The sequence below is a fragment of the Sphaerimonospora mesophila genome (assembly GCF_001417795.1).
Taxonomy (GTDB): domain Bacteria; phylum Actinomycetota; class Actinomycetes; order Streptosporangiales; family Streptosporangiaceae; genus Sphaerimonospora; species Sphaerimonospora mesophila.
Genome location: NZ_BCBX01000030.1, coordinates 660,142 through 679,350 on the forward strand (window position 1 = coordinate 660,142; position 19,209 = coordinate 679,350).

General features: G+C 69.7%; 16 protein-coding genes and 2 pseudogenes. 6 read left to right on the forward strand and 12 right to left on the reverse strand.

Annotated features, from left to right (window positions below):
* Positions 1 to 106: 106 nt before the first annotated feature.
* The 5 genes from AP234_RS03295 to AP234_RS03315 form a co-directional block, all read right to left on the reverse strand.
* Positions 107 to 1,015 carry a pyridoxal-phosphate dependent enzyme gene (locus AP234_RS03295; RefSeq protein ID WP_055477975.1) on the reverse strand — a complete coding sequence of 303 codons (909 nt, stop codon included), beginning with the start codon at positions 1,013 to 1,015 and terminating at the stop codon, positions 107 to 109.
* A 115-nt stretch (positions 1,016 to 1,130) separates the two neighbouring features.
* Positions 1,131 to 1,775: a hypothetical protein gene (locus AP234_RS03300; RefSeq protein WP_055477976.1), complete on the reverse strand. Its 645-nt coding sequence runs from the start codon at positions 1,773 to 1,775 to the stop codon at positions 1,131 to 1,133.
* Positions 1,772 to 2,371 (reverse strand): hypothetical protein, encoded by a 600-nt coding sequence (locus AP234_RS03305; RefSeq protein ID WP_055477977.1) that lies wholly within the window; start codon positions 2,369 to 2,371, stop codon positions 1,772 to 1,774. Before AP234_RS03305 ends, AP234_RS03300 begins: the two co-directional genes overlap by 4 nt.
* Positions 2,372 to 2,448: 77 nt before the next feature.
* A complete protein-coding gene (gene metX, locus AP234_RS03310; protein ID WP_083501718.1) occupies positions 2,449 to 3,633 on the reverse strand; it encodes a homoserine O-acetyltransferase MetX in 1,185 nt (394 codons plus the stop codon).
* Complete coding sequence (locus AP234_RS03315; RefSeq protein ID WP_055477978.1) at positions 3,630 to 4,955, reverse strand: bifunctional o-acetylhomoserine/o-acetylserine sulfhydrylase; 1,326 nt, start codon at positions 4,953 to 4,955, stop codon at positions 3,630 to 3,632. Before AP234_RS03315 ends, metX begins: the two co-directional genes overlap by 4 nt.
* 511 nt (positions 4,956 to 5,466) lie before the next feature.
* Between AP234_RS03315 and AP234_RS03320 the strand changes: the two genes are divergently transcribed.
* The 3 genes from AP234_RS03320 to AP234_RS03330 are packed head-to-tail and all read left to right on the forward strand — an operon-like array spanning position 5,467 to position 6,828.
* Positions 5,467 to 5,811 carry a hypothetical protein gene (locus AP234_RS03320; RefSeq protein WP_055477979.1) on the forward strand — a complete coding sequence of 115 codons (345 nt, stop codon included), beginning with the start codon at positions 5,467 to 5,469 and terminating at the stop codon, positions 5,809 to 5,811.
* 38 nt (positions 5,812 to 5,849) lie between these two features.
* Positions 5,850 to 6,131: a metalloregulator ArsR/SmtB family transcription factor gene (locus AP234_RS03325; protein ID WP_055477980.1), complete on the forward strand. Its 282-nt coding sequence runs from the start codon at positions 5,850 to 5,852 to the stop codon at positions 6,129 to 6,131.
* Complete coding sequence (locus tag AP234_RS03330) at positions 6,124 to 6,828, forward strand: DUF1648 domain-containing protein (RefSeq protein ID WP_055477981.1); 705 nt, start codon at positions 6,124 to 6,126, stop codon at positions 6,826 to 6,828. The genes AP234_RS03325 and AP234_RS03330 overlap by 8 nt, the downstream gene beginning before the upstream one ends.
* A gap of 8 nt (positions 6,829 to 6,836) precedes the next feature.
* Here the strand turns inward: AP234_RS03330 and AP234_RS34570 are convergent.
* A pseudogene (locus AP234_RS34570) lies at positions 6,837 to 7,034 on the reverse strand (integrase core domain-containing protein); the annotation flags it as partial.
* Positions 7,035 to 7,591: 557 nt separating this feature from the next.
* Here AP234_RS34570 and AP234_RS03335 point away from each other — a divergent pair.
* On the forward strand, positions 7,592 to 8,596 hold the full coding sequence (locus AP234_RS03335; RefSeq protein ID WP_055478234.1) for a MerR family transcriptional regulator: 1,005 nt from the start codon (positions 7,592 to 7,594) through the stop codon (positions 8,594 to 8,596).
* A gap of 180 nt (positions 8,597 to 8,776) precedes the next feature.
* Here AP234_RS03335 and AP234_RS39375 read toward each other — a convergent pair.
* Positions 8,777 to 9,117: pseudogene (locus tag AP234_RS39375) on the reverse strand (transposase).
* Between the two features lie 140 nt (positions 9,118 to 9,257).
* On the opposite strand from AP234_RS39375, the gene AP234_RS03340 reads away from it, so the two are divergent.
* Positions 9,258 to 10,766, forward strand: coding sequence for an FAD-binding oxidoreductase (locus tag AP234_RS03340; protein WP_055477982.1), 1,509 nt, complete (start codon positions 9,258 to 9,260; stop codon positions 10,764 to 10,766).
* A 33-nt stretch (positions 10,767 to 10,799) separates the two neighbouring features.
* Here AP234_RS03340 and AP234_RS03345 read toward each other — a convergent pair whose 3' ends face one another.
* The 4 genes from AP234_RS03345 to AP234_RS03360 form a co-directional block, all read right to left on the reverse strand.
* Positions 10,800 to 12,593, reverse strand: a complete 1,794-nt coding sequence (locus tag AP234_RS03345; protein WP_235557931.1) for an adenylyl cyclase — start codon at positions 12,591 to 12,593, stop codon at positions 10,800 to 10,802.
* Positions 12,594 to 12,820: 227 nt separating this feature from the next.
* Complete coding sequence (locus AP234_RS03350; RefSeq protein ID WP_055477984.1) at positions 12,821 to 14,740, reverse strand: acetoacetate--CoA ligase; 1,920 nt, start codon at positions 14,738 to 14,740, stop codon at positions 12,821 to 12,823.
* Between the two features lie 61 nt (positions 14,741 to 14,801).
* On the reverse strand, positions 14,802 to 15,680 hold the full coding sequence (locus tag AP234_RS03355; protein WP_055477985.1) for a serine hydrolase: 879 nt from the start codon (positions 15,678 to 15,680) through the stop codon (positions 14,802 to 14,804).
* A complete protein-coding gene (locus AP234_RS03360; RefSeq protein WP_055477986.1) occupies positions 15,677 to 16,636 on the reverse strand; it encodes a LysR substrate-binding domain-containing protein in 960 nt (319 codons plus the stop codon). Before AP234_RS03360 ends, AP234_RS03355 begins: the two co-directional genes overlap by 4 nt.
* 108 nt (positions 16,637 to 16,744) lie before the next feature.
* On the opposite strand from AP234_RS03360, the gene AP234_RS03365 reads away from it, so the two are divergent.
* Positions 16,745 to 18,322, forward strand: coding sequence for a penicillin-binding transpeptidase domain-containing protein (locus tag AP234_RS03365; RefSeq protein WP_055477987.1), 1,578 nt, complete (start codon positions 16,745 to 16,747; stop codon positions 18,320 to 18,322).
* Positions 18,323 to 18,326: 4 nt separating this feature from the next.
* Here the strand turns inward: AP234_RS03365 and AP234_RS03370 are convergent, their stop codons facing one another.
* On the reverse strand, positions 18,327 to 19,193 hold the full coding sequence (locus AP234_RS03370) for a haloacid dehalogenase-like hydrolase (RefSeq protein ID WP_083501719.1): 867 nt from the start codon (positions 19,191 to 19,193) through the stop codon (positions 18,327 to 18,329).
* Positions 19,194 to 19,209: the final 16 nt, after the last annotated feature.

Here is a 19,209-nt window from a genome sequence, read left to right on the forward strand (position 1 = left end):
ACCAAAGCCCGCGGCCCATGTCGTACGGCCCGCCCGGCCCATCCGGGGAACGGCGTCAAATGTGAAAGTTCGGCGAAATAACCGCAGATCACACGGGTTGACGGCATTACTCCCTGCCGACAGGGGCGGTGATCACGGCGACGATGATCGTGCCCGGATGGAACTCGCCGAGGTCGGCCAGGGTGAAGATCCCCCAGAGCATCTTGGCGACGTAGACCCACTCCAGCACCATGCCGTGGCGGTCGGCGAAGCCGGCGATGAAGGCGTCGAGGTCGGCGTCGCGCCTGGCGTAGCCGCCCGCGTGGAAGTCGTAATTGATCGACCAGTTCGCCGTCACGGTGTCGTACGTGACCTGCTGGAGGCGGGCAACGGTCTCGGCGAGGAACCGGCCGCCCTTGAGCACGGAGAATCCGAGCGCACGCCGGCCGGGGGCCAGCCCCGCGGCGATGCCGGCCAGCGTGCCGCCGGTCCCCACCGGACAGCAGACGACGTCGAACGGCACGTCGATCTCGGCCGGCAGCTCGGCGCAGCCGCGCACCGCCAGGTCGTTGCTGCCGCCCTCGGGCAGCCGGTAGAAGTCGCCGAACCGTCGCCGCAGCGCCTCGACGGCCTCCGGGTCGTCCTTGGCCCGATAGCTCGTACGGTCGATGTACACCAGCCGCATCCCACACCCGGTCGCGAACGCCAGCGTGTCGTTGAGCGGCAGATGCTCCTCGCCCCGGATGACGCCGATCGTACGGAACCCGAACTCGGCGCCCGCCGCCGCCACGGCGCGGATGTGGTTGGAGTAGGCCCCGCCGTACGTCAGCAGCGTGTCGTGGCCGAGCTCGGCGGCGCGGGTCAGGTTGTGGCGCAGCTTGCGGTACTTGTTGCCGGGCAGCAGCGGATGCAGCAGGTCATCGCGCTTGAGCAGCAGCCGCACCCCGGCCCGCTCGAGCCGGTCGTCGTGCAGCTCGGTCAGCGGTACGGCCCGAGCCGGCTCGAGCTCCACCCGCTCATCCGGCCGCAGGCGCATCGCGCATACCTACCTGATCCTTGCGTGATCTCATGGCGGCCTCTTGACGCGCATGGGCGGCGTGGCCGACCTCGCCGACGCCGTACGCGTGCCGTGCTCGAGCGGAAAACGGCTGCTACCGGATGATGGTACCGAGAGGGATCCGGTAGAGCGTCCGCGTCGCGTTGAGCCAGTCCCGATCGATGAACCGCCCGGTGATCCGGCCGACCAGACAGAACCAGTTGTCCAGCCACAGCTTCAGAGTTCCGACCGGGCGGGCGGGGCCCGTCGTGGAGAAGTCGACGATCCCCCAGTGGCTGGGGAGCCCCCCGTTGTACCCGTCGAACATCGACCCCTGGGGGACATTTCGGATGTCCAGCGGGCTCAACGCGCCGACGGCCCGGCCATCGCCGTACACGAGGTCGTGCACGCCGATGCCGTCCGCGTACCATATGACCTGCATGAAGCGGCGCCCGGCGGCGGCCAGATCACGGGTGGTCAGCGGCGGCCCGCTGATGCTGATGACATGCGTCCATCCCGGCGCGTGCTCGCCGATCCAGACCATCTCCTTGAACGCCATCGGCTCGTACCAGCGCATCGCCGAACCGAGATCGCATCGCTCGGCCGAGTCGGGATCGACCCGCAGCAGACGCGCGATCTCCTCCGGGTCATCGCCCTCCACCCAGGTTCCGGCGAACCACTGCTGGAAGCCGCACGAGGCCAGCGCCTGCCACTGGTCCTGCGCCGGGAAGGCGTTGCTCATGTCGCCCGCGTACGTCACCGCTCCGCCGTCCTTTCCTGAAGGCGGCAGAGAATTCCGGGCAAGGAGAACCAGTCCCGATCGATGAACCGCCCGGTGATCCGGCCCAGGACGCAGAGGAAGACATGCGCCATCCACTCGTCGTCGGCATCCGGGTCGAGGTCCAGCCCCTGGACGTACGGCTCGAAGAACGACCCCGGCTCCAGCGGCCCCTCATGGAACCGGCCGAGGTCATCCGCGAGCCTGCCATCGACGAAGAGTTCGAGATCCTGGAGCCCCATGACGTCCTCGTCCTGTAGCAACTGCAAGGCACGTCGTCCGTTCGAGCCGGCCTCCCTGACCACAGTGGGCACGCCGCTGATGCCGGTGATGTGCGTCCAGCCCGGGCTGTGCGCACCGATCCACACGATTTCCGGACCCCCGACCGGCTGATACCAGCGCATCGCCGTGTTCAGGTCGCATTCCAGCCGCCGCGCCGGGTCCGCCCCGATCAGTCCGGCGATCTCCTCCGGGTCATCGCCCTCCACCCAGGTCCCGATGAAGAGCTTCTGGAAGCCGTGTGATGCCAGCAACTCCCACTGGTCCTCGGCCGGTAGCGCAGCCGACATATCCGTCATGTCGGCAAAGATAGACGATCATCGCTGCGCCCCATGACGACCTTGGACATCGCCGCACCCTCATGACGACCTCGGCTTCAGCGCGCCCCCTGGCAGAGGCGGACCGTCTGGTCGGCGGTGAGTTCCCTGACCAGGGAGGCGACCTGGTCGACCTCGATGAGGAAGCCGTCGTGGCCGTTCGGCGACTCGATCACGCGCAGCCGGTCCGCGCCGGGGATGCCGTCGGCGAGCTCCGCCTGCTGGACGAGCGGATAGAGCCGGTCGGAGTCGATGCCGGCCACGATCGTGCGGGCGGTGACCCGCCGCAGCGCGGCAGCCGTACCACCGCGCCCCCGGCCGACGTCGTGGGCGTTCATCGCCTCGGCCAGCGTCACATAGCTGCCCGCGTCGAACCGGCGTACCAGCTTGTCGGCATGATGGTCGAGGTACGACTCCACCTGGTAACGGCCGCCCCGCCAGGGGTCCTCGGCCCCCTGCGGCGACCGGCCGAACCGGGCCTGCAGCTCGGGCTCGCAGCGGTACGTCACGTGGGCCAGCCGCCGCGCGATGCCGAGCCCCGCGTGGGGACCCCGCCCCGGCCCGGCGTCGTGGTAGTCGCCCCCGCGCCAGCCGGGATCGGAGCGGATGGCGTGCAGTTGGATGCTCGCCCAGGCGATCTGCTCGGCGCTGGCCGCCGCCGTGGAGGCCAGCAGCAGCAGCGACCGCACCCGATCCGGGTGGGTCGCGGCCCATTCCAGCGCCCGCATCCCGCCCATCGACCCGCCGATCACGAGCGCCCAGCTGTCGATCCCCAGCGCGTCCGCCAGCTGGGCCTCGGCCGCCACCTGGTCACGTTGGGTCAGGAACGGGAAGGTCCCGCCCCAGCGCCGCCCGTCGGGACGGCGTGAGGCGGGGCCCGTGCTGCCCTGGCAGCCGCCCAGCACGTTGGGTGCGACGACGAACCAGCGGTCGGTGTCGAGCGCGCGGCCCGGCCCGATGAGCCCCTCCCACCAGCCGGCGGTCGGGTGGCCCGGCCCGGCCGGGCCGACGACATGGCTGTCTCCGGTCAGCGCGTGCAGCACCAGGACCGCGTTGGACGCGTCCGGCGCGAGGCGCCCCCAGGTCTCGTACGCGATGCGGACGCCGGGCAGCTCGCCGCCCGCCTCCAGCGGAAGCGGGCCGCCCAGCGTCACCCAGCGACGGTCGCCCGGAGGGTCCCCCTCCTGCCACGCACCGGTCGCCGGCGGTGGCGGAAGGTTCGCCGTGCCCTGCCGTACGGTCAAGACGCCGCCTTGGCCGCGCGGAACCCGGCCTCCAGGTCGGCCTTGAGGTCGTCGATGTTCTCGATGCCGACCGACAGTCGTACCAGCCCGGGCGCGACGCCGGCGGCGGCCAGCTCCTCCTCGTTCAGCTGGCTGTGGGTCGTCGACGCCGGGTGGATGATCAGGCTGCGCACGTCGCCCATGTTGGCCAGGTGGCTGAACAGCTCCACGCCCTCGACGAAGCGCTTGCCCGCCTCGATGCCGTCGCGCAGTTCGAAGGCGAAGACCGCCCCGGCGCCGCGCGGCAGGTAGCGCCGGCATGCCTCGTGCCAGCGGCTGGAGGGCAGGCCGGGGTGGTGCACCGCCGCGACCTCGTCACGCTGCTCCAGCCATTCGGCCAGGGCCTGGGCGTTGGCCGAGTGCCGCTCCATCCGCAGGGACAGCGTCTCCACGCCCTGGAGCAGGAGGAAGGCGGAGTGCGGGGACAGCGCCATGCCGAGGTCGCGCAGCAGTTGGACGCGGAGCTTGATGGCGTACGCCCCCGGGCCGAGAGCCGGCCAGTAACGCAGGCCGTTGTAGGTGGGGTCGGGCTCGGTGAAGTCGGGGAAGCGCTCGGGGTGGGCGCCGAAGTCGAAGGTGCCGCCGTCCACCACGACACCGGCGATGGTCGTGCCGTGGCCGCCGATGAACTTCGTCGCCGAGTGCACGACGATGTCGGCGCCGTGCTCGAGCGGACGCATCAGGTACGGCGTGGGCAGCGTGTTGTCCACGATCAGCGGGACGCCCGCGGCGTGTGCGATGTCCGCGACGGCCCGTGCGTCCAGCACGTTGCCCTTGGGGTTGCCGACGGACTCGGCGAACAGCGCCTTGGTGTTCGGGCGGATCGCGTCCCGCCAGGCGTCCATGTCGTCGGGGTCGACGAAGGTCACCTCGATGCCGAGCTTGCGCATCGTGTGGCGGAGCAGGTTGTAGGTGCCGCCGTAGATCGTGGAGCTGGAGACCACGTGGTCGCCGGAGCCGGCCAGGTTCAGGATCGCCATGGTCTCGGCGGCCTGCCCGGAGGCGAGGGCCACGGCGGCGACGCCGCCTTCGAGTGCGGTGACGCGCTGCTCGAAGACGTCCTGTGTGGGGTTGTGGATGCGGGTGTAGATGTTGCCCGGCTCGGCCAGGGCGAACACGTTCGCCGCGTGCTCGGTGTCGCGGAAGACAAACGAGGTGGTCTGGTAGATCGGCACCGCCCGGGCCCCCGTGGTCGGGTCGGGTACGGCTCCGGAATGCACCTGCTTGGTCTCGAAAGACCAGGTCGCGGAGGCGGGGGCGGATTCGGTGTGCTGCTCGCTCATGGTTCTCCGTAGGGTATCGGACAGCCTGAAACCGGTTTACAGCTGGTAGTCATGCGCCTTGTACGGCACCGGCCACGCGCGGTCCTCATGGTCCGGCGGGCGGTGGGGCATGTGATCATTCCCCGGCACGACATCGGGCAGGAATGGGAACGCCGCCCCGGACGAGACCCGGGCGGCCGTGACAGGAAGGAGTCGTGGGCGCCGGTGAGGCGGCGCGTCATGGCCTCAGCGCGCCATCAGCGCATGACAGCGGGACAGATGGCGCTGGCAACGCGCAGGTAGTCGACGTGACGACGGATCACCAGCATGATCACGTGGTCAAGCCAACCATGCCCGCGCCCCAAAAGCCAGTTCTCGTGACCAAAATCTCGCCTTTCGGGAAGCCGTAAGCTCCAGGTGCTCATCCAGAGAGCCGCCCCCGGGTGTGGCGGCTCTCGGGCGTCATCGGCGGCGATCAGGTCGCCCGGCGGGTTCAGGGTCGGTCGAATTCGCCGAGCTTGGCACCCTCGCCATGGCCGCGGGAATCGGGGTGCTGTCCTCGACCGAGGCATTGCGGCTGCTGGAACGGGAAATAGAGACTGCCCGCGACGGCCTGTTCGCCAACGCCCGAGGCGAGGAACTGGCCGAGCAACTGGCGGCCGAGCATGACCGACAGGCACGGCTACGGCAACCTGAATGGCATGAATTCTGGCGGCCCCGCGAGCTCAGCCCTGCCGAGTACAAAGCCCAGTTCATCACCGTGGGCATCACCGACAGCGCCGCCGGCTCCGGGTGCGCCGCTGCCTCCACGCTGAACGGCCGGAACCGCTCCGTTCTCACAAGGGATCTTGCTGATATTATTTCGGTAATTCGCTAACAAGCGAAGGAGGATCTCCGAGGCAGGGCCGGCATCCGATGAACAGGGTCTACGAAGCGCTCGCCCACCCGACCCGCCGCCAGATCATCGCGCTGCTGCGGCAGCAGGAGCGGTCGGCGGGTGAACTCGCCGAGCACTTCGAGATCGCCAAACCCACCCTGTCCGGACATCTGCGCCTGCTCCGGGAGGCAGGTCTGATCTTCGGCGAGAGACACGGGACATCGATCGTCTACCACCTGCATCTGACCCTGTTGGAGGAGGCGCTGGGTGCACTCCTCGACCTGTTCAAGATCGGAAACGAGAGGGGAGCCGATGACTGACGAATCCACCGAATCCGCCGGATCCGCGGCGTCCACCGACGGTAAGCGCCTTGACGTACGCCCAGGGCTCATCGGTACGGCCATCGCCTTACTCGCGTCGGCGGGGATGTCGGTCTGGGGATGGATCCACATTCCGGACGACGCCCGGATCCCCACACACTGGGGGGCTTCCGGCGAGGCGGACGGCTTCAGCGACAAGCTGCCCGCCCTCATCCAGGCTCCGCTGATCATGCTCGCCTTCAGCGCCCTGTTCACCCTGCTGCCCCGTCTCGTTTCCCGGGAGCGCATGGGCTCCGCCCGTGTTTACATCGTGGCCTGGATCGGCGCGCTCCTTTTGATATCCGCTCTGCACGCCGTGACCATCCTCAATGCCGCCGGTGGACAGCTCCCGGCCGTTCGCGTCGCCATGGCCGGGGTGGGCGTTCTCTACCTGCTGCTCGGCAACTATCTACCGAAGAGCCGGGGCGGCTCGGCCGCCGGCGGGGGCGATCGATGGGCGGCGCAGGAGCGGAAGATCTCGCGGCGTACGCAACGGCTGGGTGGACGGCTGCTGGCCGGGCTGGGGCTGTTCCTGGTGATATTCGGCTTCGTGCTCCCGATTCCGGCACTCACCGTGATCATGCTTGTCGGCACCGTCGCCATCGGCCTCACTTTGGCGCTGTATTCCTGGTGGTCCTTCGATCCCCGGCAGAACTAGGGCCTGTTTCAGAAGTGGACCACCCATGTGATCCACTTGTGAAACAGGCCCTGGCTGTATTGACCCGCAGGGTTGTTGACACGGCTGATCGGTGGCCGGCCTCCGAGTGCGGTGTGGCAGCGATGGTAGTTGTACTGATGCAGGAAGTCCCTCAGTGCTTCGGTGCGTTGGTCGTTGCTGGCGTAGGGGCGCAGGTAGGCCCACTCCCCCTAAACTATGTGAAGCGCGTTCGTAACGGCGGCGTGCTGACGGCTTCGGGGCGACCGATCCCAGCGTCTCAGGAATCTCCCGCCTTCTGCCACATCGTGGCCGACCTCACGCCGACGCTGGTGAGCCGGTGCGAGTATGCAAATCTGCGCCGAACTCATGACGGTCTCGGTTACTTCGGCTTTAATGAATCCACAAAGGCTTACATCGAGGTTATCTCATTCGACAGACTCGCGAATGCAGCTACGGAACGAAACAGGGCGTTTTTTGATAAGCTGGGATTGCCGTCTGGCTAGGACGCGCCAGCGAGAAGTGGGAGATCTCCTAATAGAGACTGTGCGTTTGTCAGAAATTACGTCCGCGCAGCTCAAGCGACAATGTGTGTATTCATGGAGGATCGCTCCGAGTCGGTCGTTTCGGTGGATGTGCAGGTCGATGCGCCCTGATTCGGTGAGCAGGTCTGGCTCGATGTGGAGCTGCGGACCCGCAGGCGCGAGCCGGTTCCCGGGCGATCGGGGTTGCGTCTCAAGCTGCTTGAGGTCGCATAGTGGGCGGCATGCCCAACGACTGCTTGTACCCCATCGGAGATGTGGCGCGCCGGACCGGACTGGCGGTCAGCGCCATCCGCTACTACTCCGACGAAGGCATCGTCGCGCCGACGGAAACGACCGCCGCCGGGAACCGGCTGTACGACTTGCACGCCATCGCCCGTTTCGAACTCATCCGCACCCTCCGCGACCTCGGCACCGGCCTGGACGAGGTCCGGCGGCTGCTCGGCGGTGAGACCACCCTGCGCACCCTGCTCGCCGAACACCTGGAGCTGGTCGAGCGGCAGGAGAACGAACTGCGGGCCAGGCGTGCGGTGCTCCGGGCGCTGGCCGGACAGGACGATCCGGCCGCACGGGTGGTGCTGATGCGCGAACTCGTCTCGATGTCCGACGAGGAGCGCGAACGGCTGATCGACGACTTCTGGGCCGACGTCAGCACCGTCGTCCCCGACGACTTCGCCGCACGGCTCAGCGCGATGCGACCACACCTGCCCGACGATCCGACCGCCACGCAACTCCACGCGTGGATCGAACTCGCGGAACTGGTGCGGGACAACGACTTCCGCGCCGCTGTCCGCTCGTATCTGCATGACACCTTCGCCGTCGGACCGGCAGCGCAGATGACCGCCACGCCGGTGCAGGAGTTCATCCACTCGACCAGCCAGCCGCTGATGAAGCAGATCTTCGCGGCGTTCCGCAGCGGCCTGCCCGCGGACTCCTCTCACGCACGGGAGCTGGCTGCCCGCCTTGCCCACGATGCCGCCGCCGCGGTCGGCTCCCCGATGACCGTGGAACTCCGCGAACGCATGGCCGCGGGCTTCCGCTTGACCAGCGAACTCCACCAGCAGTCACTCGACGATCCGGAGTACGACCACGGGCACGGCCGCTACCTTGCCCTCGTAGCCGTGATCAACGGAACCACCCATCCCGACCAGGACGTCGACTTGGCCGAACTGAGCGCCTGGCTGTCGGTCGCGCTGCGCACCGATCAGCTCGGGTCGGAGGCGCCCTGATCGCTGAGGCGGACTGCACCTCCGCGTTCCGATGCCGACCGGTGCGGGCCGGCGGGCATGCCTCACAGGGACTTCTCCGCGATCGATGCTGGTGTGGCCCGTCAGCGGATGAGGCACCGAAACAGGGCTCACCGCAGCGGGGGTGAGCCCTGTCCTGTGCTCGGAACGAACCAAGCGTAGTTAACAGCCCTGCACGAACCACCCGTTGAAAAGTCCGCCCACGCATCGGGCCCTCGGCGTGCGCTTGTAACGCGACAAGGATGCGTGCGCCCAGACTCCGTTCCGCTGCCAGCGGCGAAACAACCCGTACACCGTCTGCCACGGTCCGTACCTCGCGGGAACATCCGCCATGGCGCGCCAGTCCGAACTCGCCATCGGATCCCGTCGATGAGCTGCCGCTTCGCCCAGACCGGCGGACGGCCCGCTTTCCTGCCCACCGGCAACAGCGGCTCCGGCATCGCCCACTGCGCGGCGGTTAAATCTCCCCGACCCACACAAAGATCATTTCGGAAGTGGACCACCCAGGTGATCCACTTCTGAACAGGCCCTAGCGCGAGATCACCACGGCGTGGAGTGGACAGGGTGATCGAGATGTGACCAACCGGACCGGATCACCGGGCGTCTCAACGAGGTGAATCGACACCTCGGAGAGTGACCCGGCATGGACAGGCGGAACTTCCTGCGGGTCTCGGCGATGGCCGGGACCGTTCTCGCGTACGGCACGGCCGCGTGCGGCGCCGCGACGGCCGACCGTCGCACCTTGTCTACCGGCGCGACCGGCTCAGCCGGTGCGAGCGCCGCCGAATGGAGGGCGCTGGGGCGTGGCCTCGACGGGCGCCTGATCCGGCCCGGGGACGCCTCCTACGACCCGGCCCGCCGTCTGTTCAACACGGCGTACGACTCGGTGCGACCGGCGGGCATCGCCTACTGCGCGACGGCGGCCGACGTGGCCGAGTGCGTGGCGTTCGCCCGGCGGTTCGGGGTGCCGGTGACCTCCAGGTCGGGCGGGCACAGCTACGCGGGCTGGTCGACCTCGCGGAACGGGCTGGTCATCGACGTGTCGCCGATGAGCAGGGTCTCCTACTCCGGCGGCCACGCCACGATCGGCGCGGGAGCCCGGCTCGTCGACGTGTACGCCAGGCTCGCCGCGCACGGGGTGAGCATCCCGGCCGGCTCCTGCCCGACCGTCGGCATCGCCGGGCTCACCCTCGGCGGCGGCCTCGGCGTCGTGTCCAGGAAGTACGGCCTCACCTGCGACGTGCTGGAATCGGTGCGGATCGTGACGGCCGACGGGCGGACGCTCACCTGCTCGGCCACGTCGAACCCCGATCTCTTCTGGGCCTCACGCGGGGGCGGCGGCGGCAACTTCGGCGTGGCGACGTCGTTCACGTTCCGCACCCACGCCATCCGGGACGTCACGCTGTTCTTCCTGCACTGGCCCTGGTCGAAGGCCGCGGCCGTGCTACGAGCCTGGCAGGCGTGGGCGCCGTACGCACCGGACGAGCTGTGGTCGAACCTCCACCTCGGCCACGACCCGTCTCCCGACGTCATGGTGGGCGGCCTGTACGTCGGGGGAAAGGCCGGCTGCGAGCGGCTGCTGCGCAGGCTGGTGGACCGCGTCGGCGCCGGCCCGTCGAGCCGCTATGTGGCGCGGTCGCCGTACGACCACGCGATGATGGTCATGGCCGGGTGCGCCGACCTGTCGGTCGCGCAGTGCCACCGGCCCGGGTCGCTTCCGGGAGAGACCTCGAAGGGGCGGCTCGTCCGCGACGCGTTCACCGCCAAGTCGCACATCGCGTACGCGCCGCTGTCGGCCACCGGGATCAGAACCCTGATCAGACAGGTGGGCACGGCCGGACGGCACTCGGTGCTGCTCGACGCGCTCGGCGGCGCGATCGGCAGGGTGCGGCCGGACGCCACCGCCTTCCCCCACCGCCGGGCGCTGTTCACGGTCCAGTACTATGCCCACAGGACGGGGGCCGCCGCCTGGGCGCGGGCGGCGCACGCGGCGATGCGGCCGCACTTCGGAGACCACGCCTACGTCAACTACATCGACCCGGAGCTGACGGGCTGGCGGCGGCAATACTACGGCGCGAACGCCGCCCGGCTGGCCCGGGTCAAGGCCGCCTACGACCCGGGCCGTCTGTTCCGCCTCCCCCAGGGGGTCTGACACACCGCGAAGCGGCCGTGTCGCGGCCGATGGTCACGGATAGCCGACGATCGCGCTCGTGCCGTACGAGCCGACGACCGGGGTGCCCGCGTCGTTGATCGTGCGTTCGATGCCCCCGCTGCCGTCGAGGAAGACGGTGATCATGTTGTGGAAGCGAACGCCCGGAGTCCTCGGGACCTCGATCGCCCGGTCGGCGCGGATGTCCACGCCCTGGTTGAAGTAGGAGTACACGCCGAGGCCCCACGCCTGATGGCGCCGCACCCGGTCGGACACCTTGTAGGAGGCCCACCCCTTGCCGGTCGGGCTGTGCCACGCCTCCTGGCCGGGCGGGTCGTACGGCAACTCGCTCTGGTAGAAGATCGTGCGGCCGTTCTGCCCGTTCCAGATCGTCTGGTACCTCTGGTAGTGCTCGACGAACAGGCCGTACGCGATGACGTCGTCGCCGTTCACCACGACGCCGGTGTCGGCGGTGTTCGTGCGCCAGCCGACGCCGTTGCCGTGGTCGGCGCGCCAGGCCCAGATGTCGTCGAGGATCGTGTCGTCGGAGTTGACCACGAGGCTCGTCCTGGCCCGGCCCGCCCACGGCCCGCCGATGCGGAAGAACACGTCGTGCAGCGAGATCGGGTCGGCGGAATGATCCTTGTGGCCGCCGTTCCGCTTGCCCACCTCGACGAGCTCGGCGGACTCGCGCGGCCCGGCGTCGACGAGCACTCCGGCGACGCGGACGCCGTCGACGTCCTCGATGCGCAGGGCCGCTTCACCGGTGTCGGGGGTGAGGCTCGGCATGCCCAGTCCGAGCACGACCGTGTTCCTGTGCTTGACCCGCAGTGCCCTGTCGAGGTGATAGACGCCGGGGGTGAGCAGGAGGTGCCTGCCGCGTGACAGCTCCTGGTTGATCTTCTGGGCGCTGTCGCCCGGTCTGGCGATGAAGAAGCTCTCGATCGGCAGTGACGAGCCCCGCTGCGGACGGCCGTCGGCCCAGGTCGTGCCGGAGGTGTCGCGTCGCAGGCCCGGCACGAAGACCCGGTAACGGCCGGCCTCGTCCACGCACAGAAAGGGCTTCTCGCGGGTGACGGGGCTGGTGGGCAGCGTCGTGTAGGGCGGGTCGGGGAAGCCCTCCTGCGGAGCGCCCTTCACTCCGGAGAACACCTGGTTCCACACCCCGTTGGTCCAGACGTCGCCGAGTTCGCTGTCGCGGGTCAGCCACTGCTGCTGGGAGCCGTTGATCGTGATGCCGTCGATCTTCGAGTCGGCGATGTAGCCGCCGCTCGAGTACCCGCCGTTGCCGGGTTCCAGCCAGAGGACGCCCTTGATGTGGACCCGCCGCATCGGCGAGGCCTGCGAGACGGCCCACTGGTTCGACCAGTCGGTCGGCGTCACCGACAGGTTCTCGGCCGAACGCCAGAAGTTGGTGAGCGCGGAGATGCCCGACGGCGCGTTCGGGTCCGGCCGGCCGATGACCCGGACCGCGCCGTGGATGTCGACGTCGTCGGGCGTACGGCCCAGCCCCGCGACCGTGGTGTAGTAGCCGACCCTCGCGTCCACGTCGTACCGGCCCGGCTTGAAGAGCACGGCGTACCGGTTCACGCCCATCTCGTTGTTCTCCTGCCGGGCGTACAGCTCGTCGAGCTTGGCCTGGATCTCGGCGGCCGGCGTCGAGGAGTCGTACACGAAGACGTTGGGCCCGAAGTCGGGCTCCCCGCGGTTCTGGGATGCGGCGGCGGGGCCGGTGACGGCCACCAGTCCGGAGGCGGCGAGCGCGGCGGCGGAAGCGGTAAGAGCGAGGACGCGCCGGAAGGCGACCCGCCTTGGGGAGCGCTCTCTCACATCGGGGGGACGAATGATGCTCATGGGCCTGCCTATCCAGATGGGGGGCGGATAGAGCTCACGATTGTGAGAGAGCGCTCTCTCACAGCCGCAAGACTTTTGTATCCCGTCGGCGCCATCCGCGCCAGAGCCGCGTGGATCCGTTCGCTCGGCTCAGCCGTACAACGTGGGGAGATCGACCAGGAGGATGTGCGGGTCGTGGGCGGCGGCTCGGTGAGCGGTGAGGGTCACCTCTCGGGGACGAAGTGGCGGAGCACCTCGGGGTTGGCCATGGAGTCGGGGTTGGCGGCCTGCTCGACGGGGGTGCCCAGGAGGATCTTCCGTACCGGAACCTCCAGCTTCTTGCCCGACAGCGTGCGTGGAATGCCGGGGACCACGCGGATCTCGTTGGGCACGTGCCGCGGCGACAGCTCGGCGCGCAGCGCGGCACGCAGCCGTGAGATGAGCTCGTCGGTGAGCGTCGCGCCGTCGGCGAGCGTGACGTACAGCAGCAGCCTGCCCTCCTGGCCCAACCGGCCGGTGTCGATCACCAGGCTGTCGGCGATCTCCTCGAAGCGCTCGACGATCCGGTAGAACTCGCTGGTGCCCATCCGGACGCCGCCGCGGTTGAGGGTCGAGTCGGAGCGGCCGTAGATGACGCAGCCGCCATCCGGAAGGATCTTGATCCAGTCGCCGTGCCGCCAGATGCCGGGATAGTCCGCGAAGTACGACTCCCGATAGCGGTCGCCCGCCGGGTCGTTCCAGAACATCACCGGCATCGAGGGCATCGGCCGGGTGATCACCAGCTCCCCCACCTCGCCGATCACCGCGCCGCCGGCCGGGTCGAACGACTCGACCGAGGCGCCCAGGCAGCGGCACGGGATCACGCCAGCCCGGATCGGCAGCAGCGGCACCGCCCCCACGAAACCGGTGCACACGTCGGTGCCGCCGGAGAACGAGCCGAGCTGCACCTCGGGCTTCACATCGGTGTAGACCCAGGCGAAGCCCTCGGGCGGCAGCGGCGAGCCGGTCGACCCGATGCCGCGCAGCCGCTCCAGCCCGGACGGTTTGAGGCCCGCCTTCATCGAGGCCACCAGGTACGGCGCGCCGGTGCCGAAGTAGGTCACGCCCTCCTCGGCCGCGACCCGCCACAGCGCGCCGGTCTCGGGGTGCGTCGCGCTGCCGTCGTAGAGCACGACCGTGCAGCCCACCAGCAGGCCACCGATGAGGTAGTTCCACATCATCCAGCCGGTGGTGGTGTACCAGAAGAACACATCCCCCGCGCCGAGGTCCTGGTGGAAGGAGAGCGACTTGAGGTGCTCCAGCACGATCCCGCCGTGACCGTGGACGATGGGCTTGGGCAGGCCCGTCGTGCCCGAGGAGTACAGCACCCACAGCGGGTGATCGAAAGGAACCGGTTCGAACTCCGGCTCGGCGGCCTCGGCCCGCAGCTCGTCCCATCCCAGGTCGTTCGCGCCGGCCGGTACGGCGTCCGCCGCGGCGATCCACACGGTGGCCTTGAGCGTGGGCAGCTTGGCGGCGATCTCACGCGCCACCTCCGACCGGTCGTACGACCTGCCGCCGTAGCGGTAGCCGTCCACCGCGATCAGCACCTTCGGCTCGATCTGGGTGAAACGGTCGGTCACGCTCGGCGCGCCGAAGTCCGGGGAGCACGACGACCAGATGGCCCCGAGGGAGGCCGTGGCCAGGAAGGCGACGAGCGCCTCGGGAACGTTGCCGACGTACGCCGCGACCCGGTCGCCGCGCCCGACGCCGAGCCGCACCAGCCCGGCGCGGACCTGGCCCACCTCGTCGCGGAGTTCGCCCAGCGTGTAGGTCCGCCGGTTGCCCTCTTCGTCGCGAAATATCACGGCAAGGCGGTCGGGATCGTCGCCACGCAGCGCATTGGCGGCGTAATTGATCGCCGTCCCGGTGAACCATTCGGCACCCGGCATCGTTCCGCTGATGACGGGCCCGTCACCACGATCGCCGATCACTGCGAAGTAGTCCCAGATCGACGTCCAGAACTCGGCCGGAGACTCGACCGACCACTGCCACATGTCCTGGTAATCGCCGGAACGTCCGAGCCACTCCATGAACCGGGTGATCCGTGCATTACGGACGATCTCCGGAGTGGGTTCCCAGAGCAGGGTGCCTTCCTCAACCATGAGCCCATCTTCGCGACCAGACCGGCGTATGTCACCATCGCCCCCGAAGATGAGGAGTCCGTCACATGCGGGCTCTGAGGTGATCGATCGCGATCCGCGCGGCAGAACCGATCGCGGCGTCCGCCTTCGGCTGGTTCTGGGCCGTGCTGAACGAGCAGGTGAAGACGGCCACGGCGTATCGGCCGCCGTCCGGATACTCGACGACACCGATCTCGTTGCGCAGCGTCGGCAGGGTGCCCGTCTTACCGCTGACCGCCACGTCGTCGAACGGGAAGCCCGCCGCCAGCCGGTGCGGCCACACCTGCAGGCCCATCAACCGGCGTACGGCCGCGCACGAGGCGGGGGCGGCCGCCTCGTCACGCCAGATCATGCCGAGCAGCCGGGTCAGCTCCCTCGGGGTGCCGTGGCTGGTGAGCGCGGGGACGAGGACGCGCAGGCGGGCGACCACGGCGGGGTCGGCGCACGCCTCGCTGAGCGCCGACATGTCGTCGACGCCCGCGTCGGCCAGCATGTGGGCGAACATCTCCCGGCAGTCGTGCGCCACCCGCGTGCCGTTCAGCCCGAGGCCGGCCAGGAAGGCGTTGACCGAGTCGCGGCCCACCCGGGCGAGCAGCACGTCGGCCGCCGCGTTGTCGCTCACCGCGATCATCAGGTAGGCGAGATCGCGCAGGGACAGCTCGGCGTCGTCGAGCATCGCCGTCAGCCCGGTCCCGCCGGCCGAGGTCCTGCTGCTCGCCGGAACACGGACCGCCTCGGTCAGGTCGAGCGTCCCCCGCTCGGCCTGACGGTAGAGCTCGATCAGCAGCGGCACCTTGAAGACCGAGGCGAGGACGACCGGCTCGTCCGCACCGAGACCCACCTCGTGCCCGGTGTCGATGTCGGTCGCGTGCAGCCACCCGGTGACGCCCGCCGAGCGGAACACCTGCTCGATCGGCCTCATGCGAGGAATCCCGTCGCCGGGCGCGGGGCCACCCGCCGCGCGCGCGGAGCGTCGTCGTCCGTCATGCCCGCGCCGTCCTTCAGCACCTGTACGGCGACCGCCGTGAAGTCTTCGACGTACGGCCCGGGCTCGCCGCGCCAGGCCGTGGAGCAGCGCCAGGCGAGCGGTGTTCCGACGAGGGGCCGCCACACCACGCCGGGAGCGTCGAGGGGAGGCCCGATCGCGACGGCCGTACCGGACAGGACCAGGCCGAGGGCGAACTCCCCGTTGCGGGCGTAGGTGACCTCGACCGGAACGAACCCGTGCCGACGGCAGGCGACCAGCGTCTCGTCGTGCAGGCCGGTCTCGGACTCGCCGGGGAACAGCACGAGATCTCGCCCGGCCAGGTCGCCCAGGTGAACGGCGGCCCACCGGACCAGTTCGTCCCCCTCGGCCAGCAGAACGCCGGGGTGCTGCACGAGGATCGGGCCGAAGCCCAGCCCGGCGCCCGGTCCCATACCCGGCACGGGATGGCGCAGCACACCCACGTCGAGCCGGCCCTCCAGGATCGCGGCCGCCTGCGCGGCACTGCCCATCTCGATCAGCGACAGCCGCACCTCGGGGCGGCGGTCCCGGAAACCCGCGATCAGCGCGGCGAGCACGGAAGCGCCGAGGTCGGCCGGGACCCCGGCCCGGACGATCGCCGCGTCGCCGCGTCCCATGCCCGCCAGCAGGTCGCGCACCCGCTCCACCCGGGCGACGATCTCGCGCGCCTCGGGCAGCAGCAGCCGTCCGGCGTCCGTCAGCGTGACGTGCCGGCTCGACCGCTCGAAGAGTCGCACACCGAGCTCCTGCTCCAGACGCTTGATCCGCTGGCTCAACGGCGGCTGGGCCATACCGAGCCGGGCGGCCGCGTGACCGAAGTGCAGGTCTTCCGCGACCGCGAGGAAGTAGCCGAGATGTCGGACGAGGTCCACGAGCTGGCATCATATCCGAATCTTTCTTGATCTTGAAAGATATCCATATTGGACATGAAGTCTCCGCCTCTGGTCCCCTGGGCGGTGCACTCGAACAAAGGGGGACGAATGCGAGAGCAAGCCAGGAAAAGACGGCGCGGGCGGTGGGGGCCGATCACCGCGGCGGCGCTCGTACCGGTCACCGTGGCGGGGGGCGTGATCTGGGCGCTGCGCACCCAGGGTTCACCCGAGGAGACCGCGGCGCGGTTCCTGACCGCGTGGTCGCGGTCGGACTACGCGGCGATGCGCGAGCTCACCGCGGACCCGCCGGCCGCCTTCGAAGACTGGTACCGGCGGTTTCACGACGACCTGAAGCCGACCGCGCGGCGCTTCCGGGTGATCGGGACCGGTGAGGCCGACGGGTCCGAGGGGGAGCGCGTCCGGTTCCGCGCGGAGCTGTCCGGCCCGGTGGACTTCTCCTATGACGGAGTGTTGCGGCTGGTCGAGCACGACCGGGCCTGGCGCGTCTCCTGGTCACCCGCGGCGATCCACCCCAGGCTCACACCCGGCCGCCGCATCCGGCTCACCACGCTGCCGGCCGAGCGGGCCCCGATCACCGCCGCCGACGGCACCCGGATCGACACTCCGGAGACGCCGGGGTCGGTGCAGCAGATCGTCGAGCAGCTGGCCGAGCAGTACGGCTCGCGCCTGACCGGGACCGCCTCCGCCCGGGTGGACGTGATCGACACCGCCACGGGCAGGCGGGTGGAGACCATCGCGACCGGCGGAGCCAAACCGGGCGAGCCGCTGAAGACCACGCTCGACCCGCGGGTCCACCGGGCCGGCGCCGACGCCCTGGAGGGGGTGACCAAGCCCGCCTCGCTGGTCGCCGTACGGCCCTCCACCGGAGAGATCCTGGCCGCCGTGAACAAACCCGGCGGATACAACCGGGCACTCCTGGGGACGTACCCGCCCGGCTCGACCTTCAAGATCGTGACTGCGTCCGCTCTCGTCGCGGGCGGCATCACCCCGGGTCAGAACGTACGGTGCCCCGCCGAACAGAACATCGGCGGCTTCCGGTTCCACAACGCGGGGTTCCACGACTACGGCGCCCTCCCCTTCCGCGACGCCTTCGCCCACTCGTGCAACACCACCTTCGGCGCGATGGCGGTGCAGCGGCTCGGCGCCGAGCGGCTGACCAAGGTGGCCGCCGACTTCGGCTTCGGCGCCCGCATCAAGATCGGGATCCCGGCGGTCGACGCGGCGTTCCCCGTGCCGCGCGACGACACCGACCTCGCCTCTGCGGCCATCGGGCAGGGCCGGGTGCTGGCGAGCCCGCTGAACATGGCCGCCGTCGCCGGCGCGATCGCGAGCGGCACGTGGCGGCAGCCCCGGCTCGTCCCGGCCGCACTCGTTCCGGACGGGGCCCGGCCGCGCAAGCTGGAGCCCGCGGTCGTCTCCGCACTGCGCAAGCTGATGCCGGCCGTCGTCAGCGAGGGAACGGCGAGCGGCGTCTCCTTCCCCTCCGGCACGGCCGGCAAGACCGGCACCGCGGAGTACGGCTCGGGCGCCGAGCCGCCCACGCACTCATGGTTCATCGGCTATCGGGGAGACGTGGCCTTCGCCGTCATCGTGGAGGGCGGGGGCGAGGGGGCCGCCGTCGCCGCCCCGGTCGCGGCGCGCTTCCTCAACGCGCTTCCCCGGTGACGCCCTAACTCGTGGTGAGGCGGGCGACGGCGGCGACGACCTCGGAGGCGTTGGACAGATCACGCAGCACGATGTCGGCGCCCGCCTCGCGTAGTTCTGCCACGGTGGATCGGCCGGACGCCACCGCGATCATGCCGGCGCCGCCGATCCGCGCCGCCTGGACGTCGCGGGCCGAGTCGCCGATCAGCACGGTTTCGGCCGCAGTGAAGGCCGAGCCGTACTTGGCCTTCGCCCTGCCCTGGGCCACCTGGAGCAGCGTGGCCTTGGGGTAGACCTCCTCACCGTAACCGCCGATCTCGAAGTCGATCCACCTGTCCAGTCCGAACGCAGCGAGCTTGTGCATCGCGTTGTCCTTGATGGTCCCCGTCAGCACCGACTGGACGACTCCGTCGAGCCGGGACACCGCCTTGAGCGCGTCCTTGGCCCCCGGCATCATCCGCCCCTCCTTCGCCAGCCGCCGGTGTTTGTCCGCGAACGACACGGTCAACGCGTCGAGGAACCTCGGCAGGTGGTGATCCTCGACGGCGATGCCGTTGACCGCCAGGGTCTCAAAGATGATCTCCGAGTCGGGGCGGCCCATCGCCGGGGCGAGCTTGACCAGCGGCCGTCCGGTGACCATACGGAACGCGTCCGCGTAGGCGTCGCGGGTGACGAGGGTGACGTCGACCAGCGTGAGATCGATGTTCCAGAGAACGAGGCGGTTGATCGCGGCCTCCGGGAGGGGTAGGGGGCGGCTCGCCCCCAGGCACGGGGCGGCCCGCCCCAAGCGTACGGCTCCCACCGACGGCGCCGGATCCGCGACGTCTCCCGGATCGATCCGCGACCACCGCGTCACCGTCCACAGGTCCGCCCGAAAACTTGTTTCACGCATCGCAGTAATACCTCTT

What these genes read in the sequence shown, in the direction of transcription:
- AP234_RS03335 (WP_055478234.1), top strand. Translation starts at nt 7,592, where the DNA reads ATGCCCAACGACTGCTTGTACCCCATCGGAGATGTGGCGCGCCGGACC.
- AP234_RS03340 (WP_055477982.1), top strand. Translation starts at nt 9,258, where the DNA reads ATGGACAGGCGGAACTTCCTGCGGGTCTCGGCGATGGCCGGGACCGTT.
- AP234_RS03320 (WP_055477979.1), top strand. Translation starts at nt 5,467, where the DNA reads ATGGCCGCGGGAATCGGGGTGCTGTCCTCGACCGAGGCATTGCGGCTG.
- AP234_RS03355 (WP_055477985.1), bottom strand. Translation starts at nt 15,680, where the DNA reads ATGAGGCCGATCGAGCAGGTGTTCCGCTCGGCGGGCGTCACCGGGTGG.
- AP234_RS03295 (WP_055477975.1), bottom strand. Translation starts at nt 1,015, where the DNA reads ATGCGCCTGCGGCCGGATGAGCGGGTGGAGCTCGAGCCGGCTCGGGCC.
- AP234_RS03330 (WP_055477981.1), top strand. Translation starts at nt 6,124, where the DNA reads ATGACTGACGAATCCACCGAATCCGCCGGATCCGCGGCGTCCACCGAC.
- AP234_RS03305 (WP_055477977.1), bottom strand. Translation starts at nt 2,371, where the DNA reads ATGACGGATATGTCGGCTGCGCTACCGGCCGAGGACCAGTGGGAGTTG.
- AP234_RS03370 (WP_083501719.1), bottom strand. Translation starts at nt 19,193, where the DNA reads ATGCGTGAAACAAGTTTTCGGGCGGACCTGTGGACGGTGACGCGGTGG.
- AP234_RS03350 (WP_055477984.1), bottom strand. Translation starts at nt 14,740, where the DNA reads ATGGTTGAGGAAGGCACCCTGCTCTGGGAACCCACTCCGGAGATCGTC.
- AP234_RS03365 (WP_055477987.1), top strand. Translation starts at nt 16,745, where the DNA reads ATGCGAGAGCAAGCCAGGAAAAGACGGCGCGGGCGGTGGGGGCCGATC.
- AP234_RS03315 (WP_055477978.1), bottom strand. Translation starts at nt 4,955, where the DNA reads ATGAGCGAGCAGCACACCGAATCCGCCCCCGCCTCCGCGACCTGGTCT.
- AP234_RS03325 (WP_055477980.1), top strand. Translation starts at nt 5,850, where the DNA reads ATGAACAGGGTCTACGAAGCGCTCGCCCACCCGACCCGCCGCCAGATC.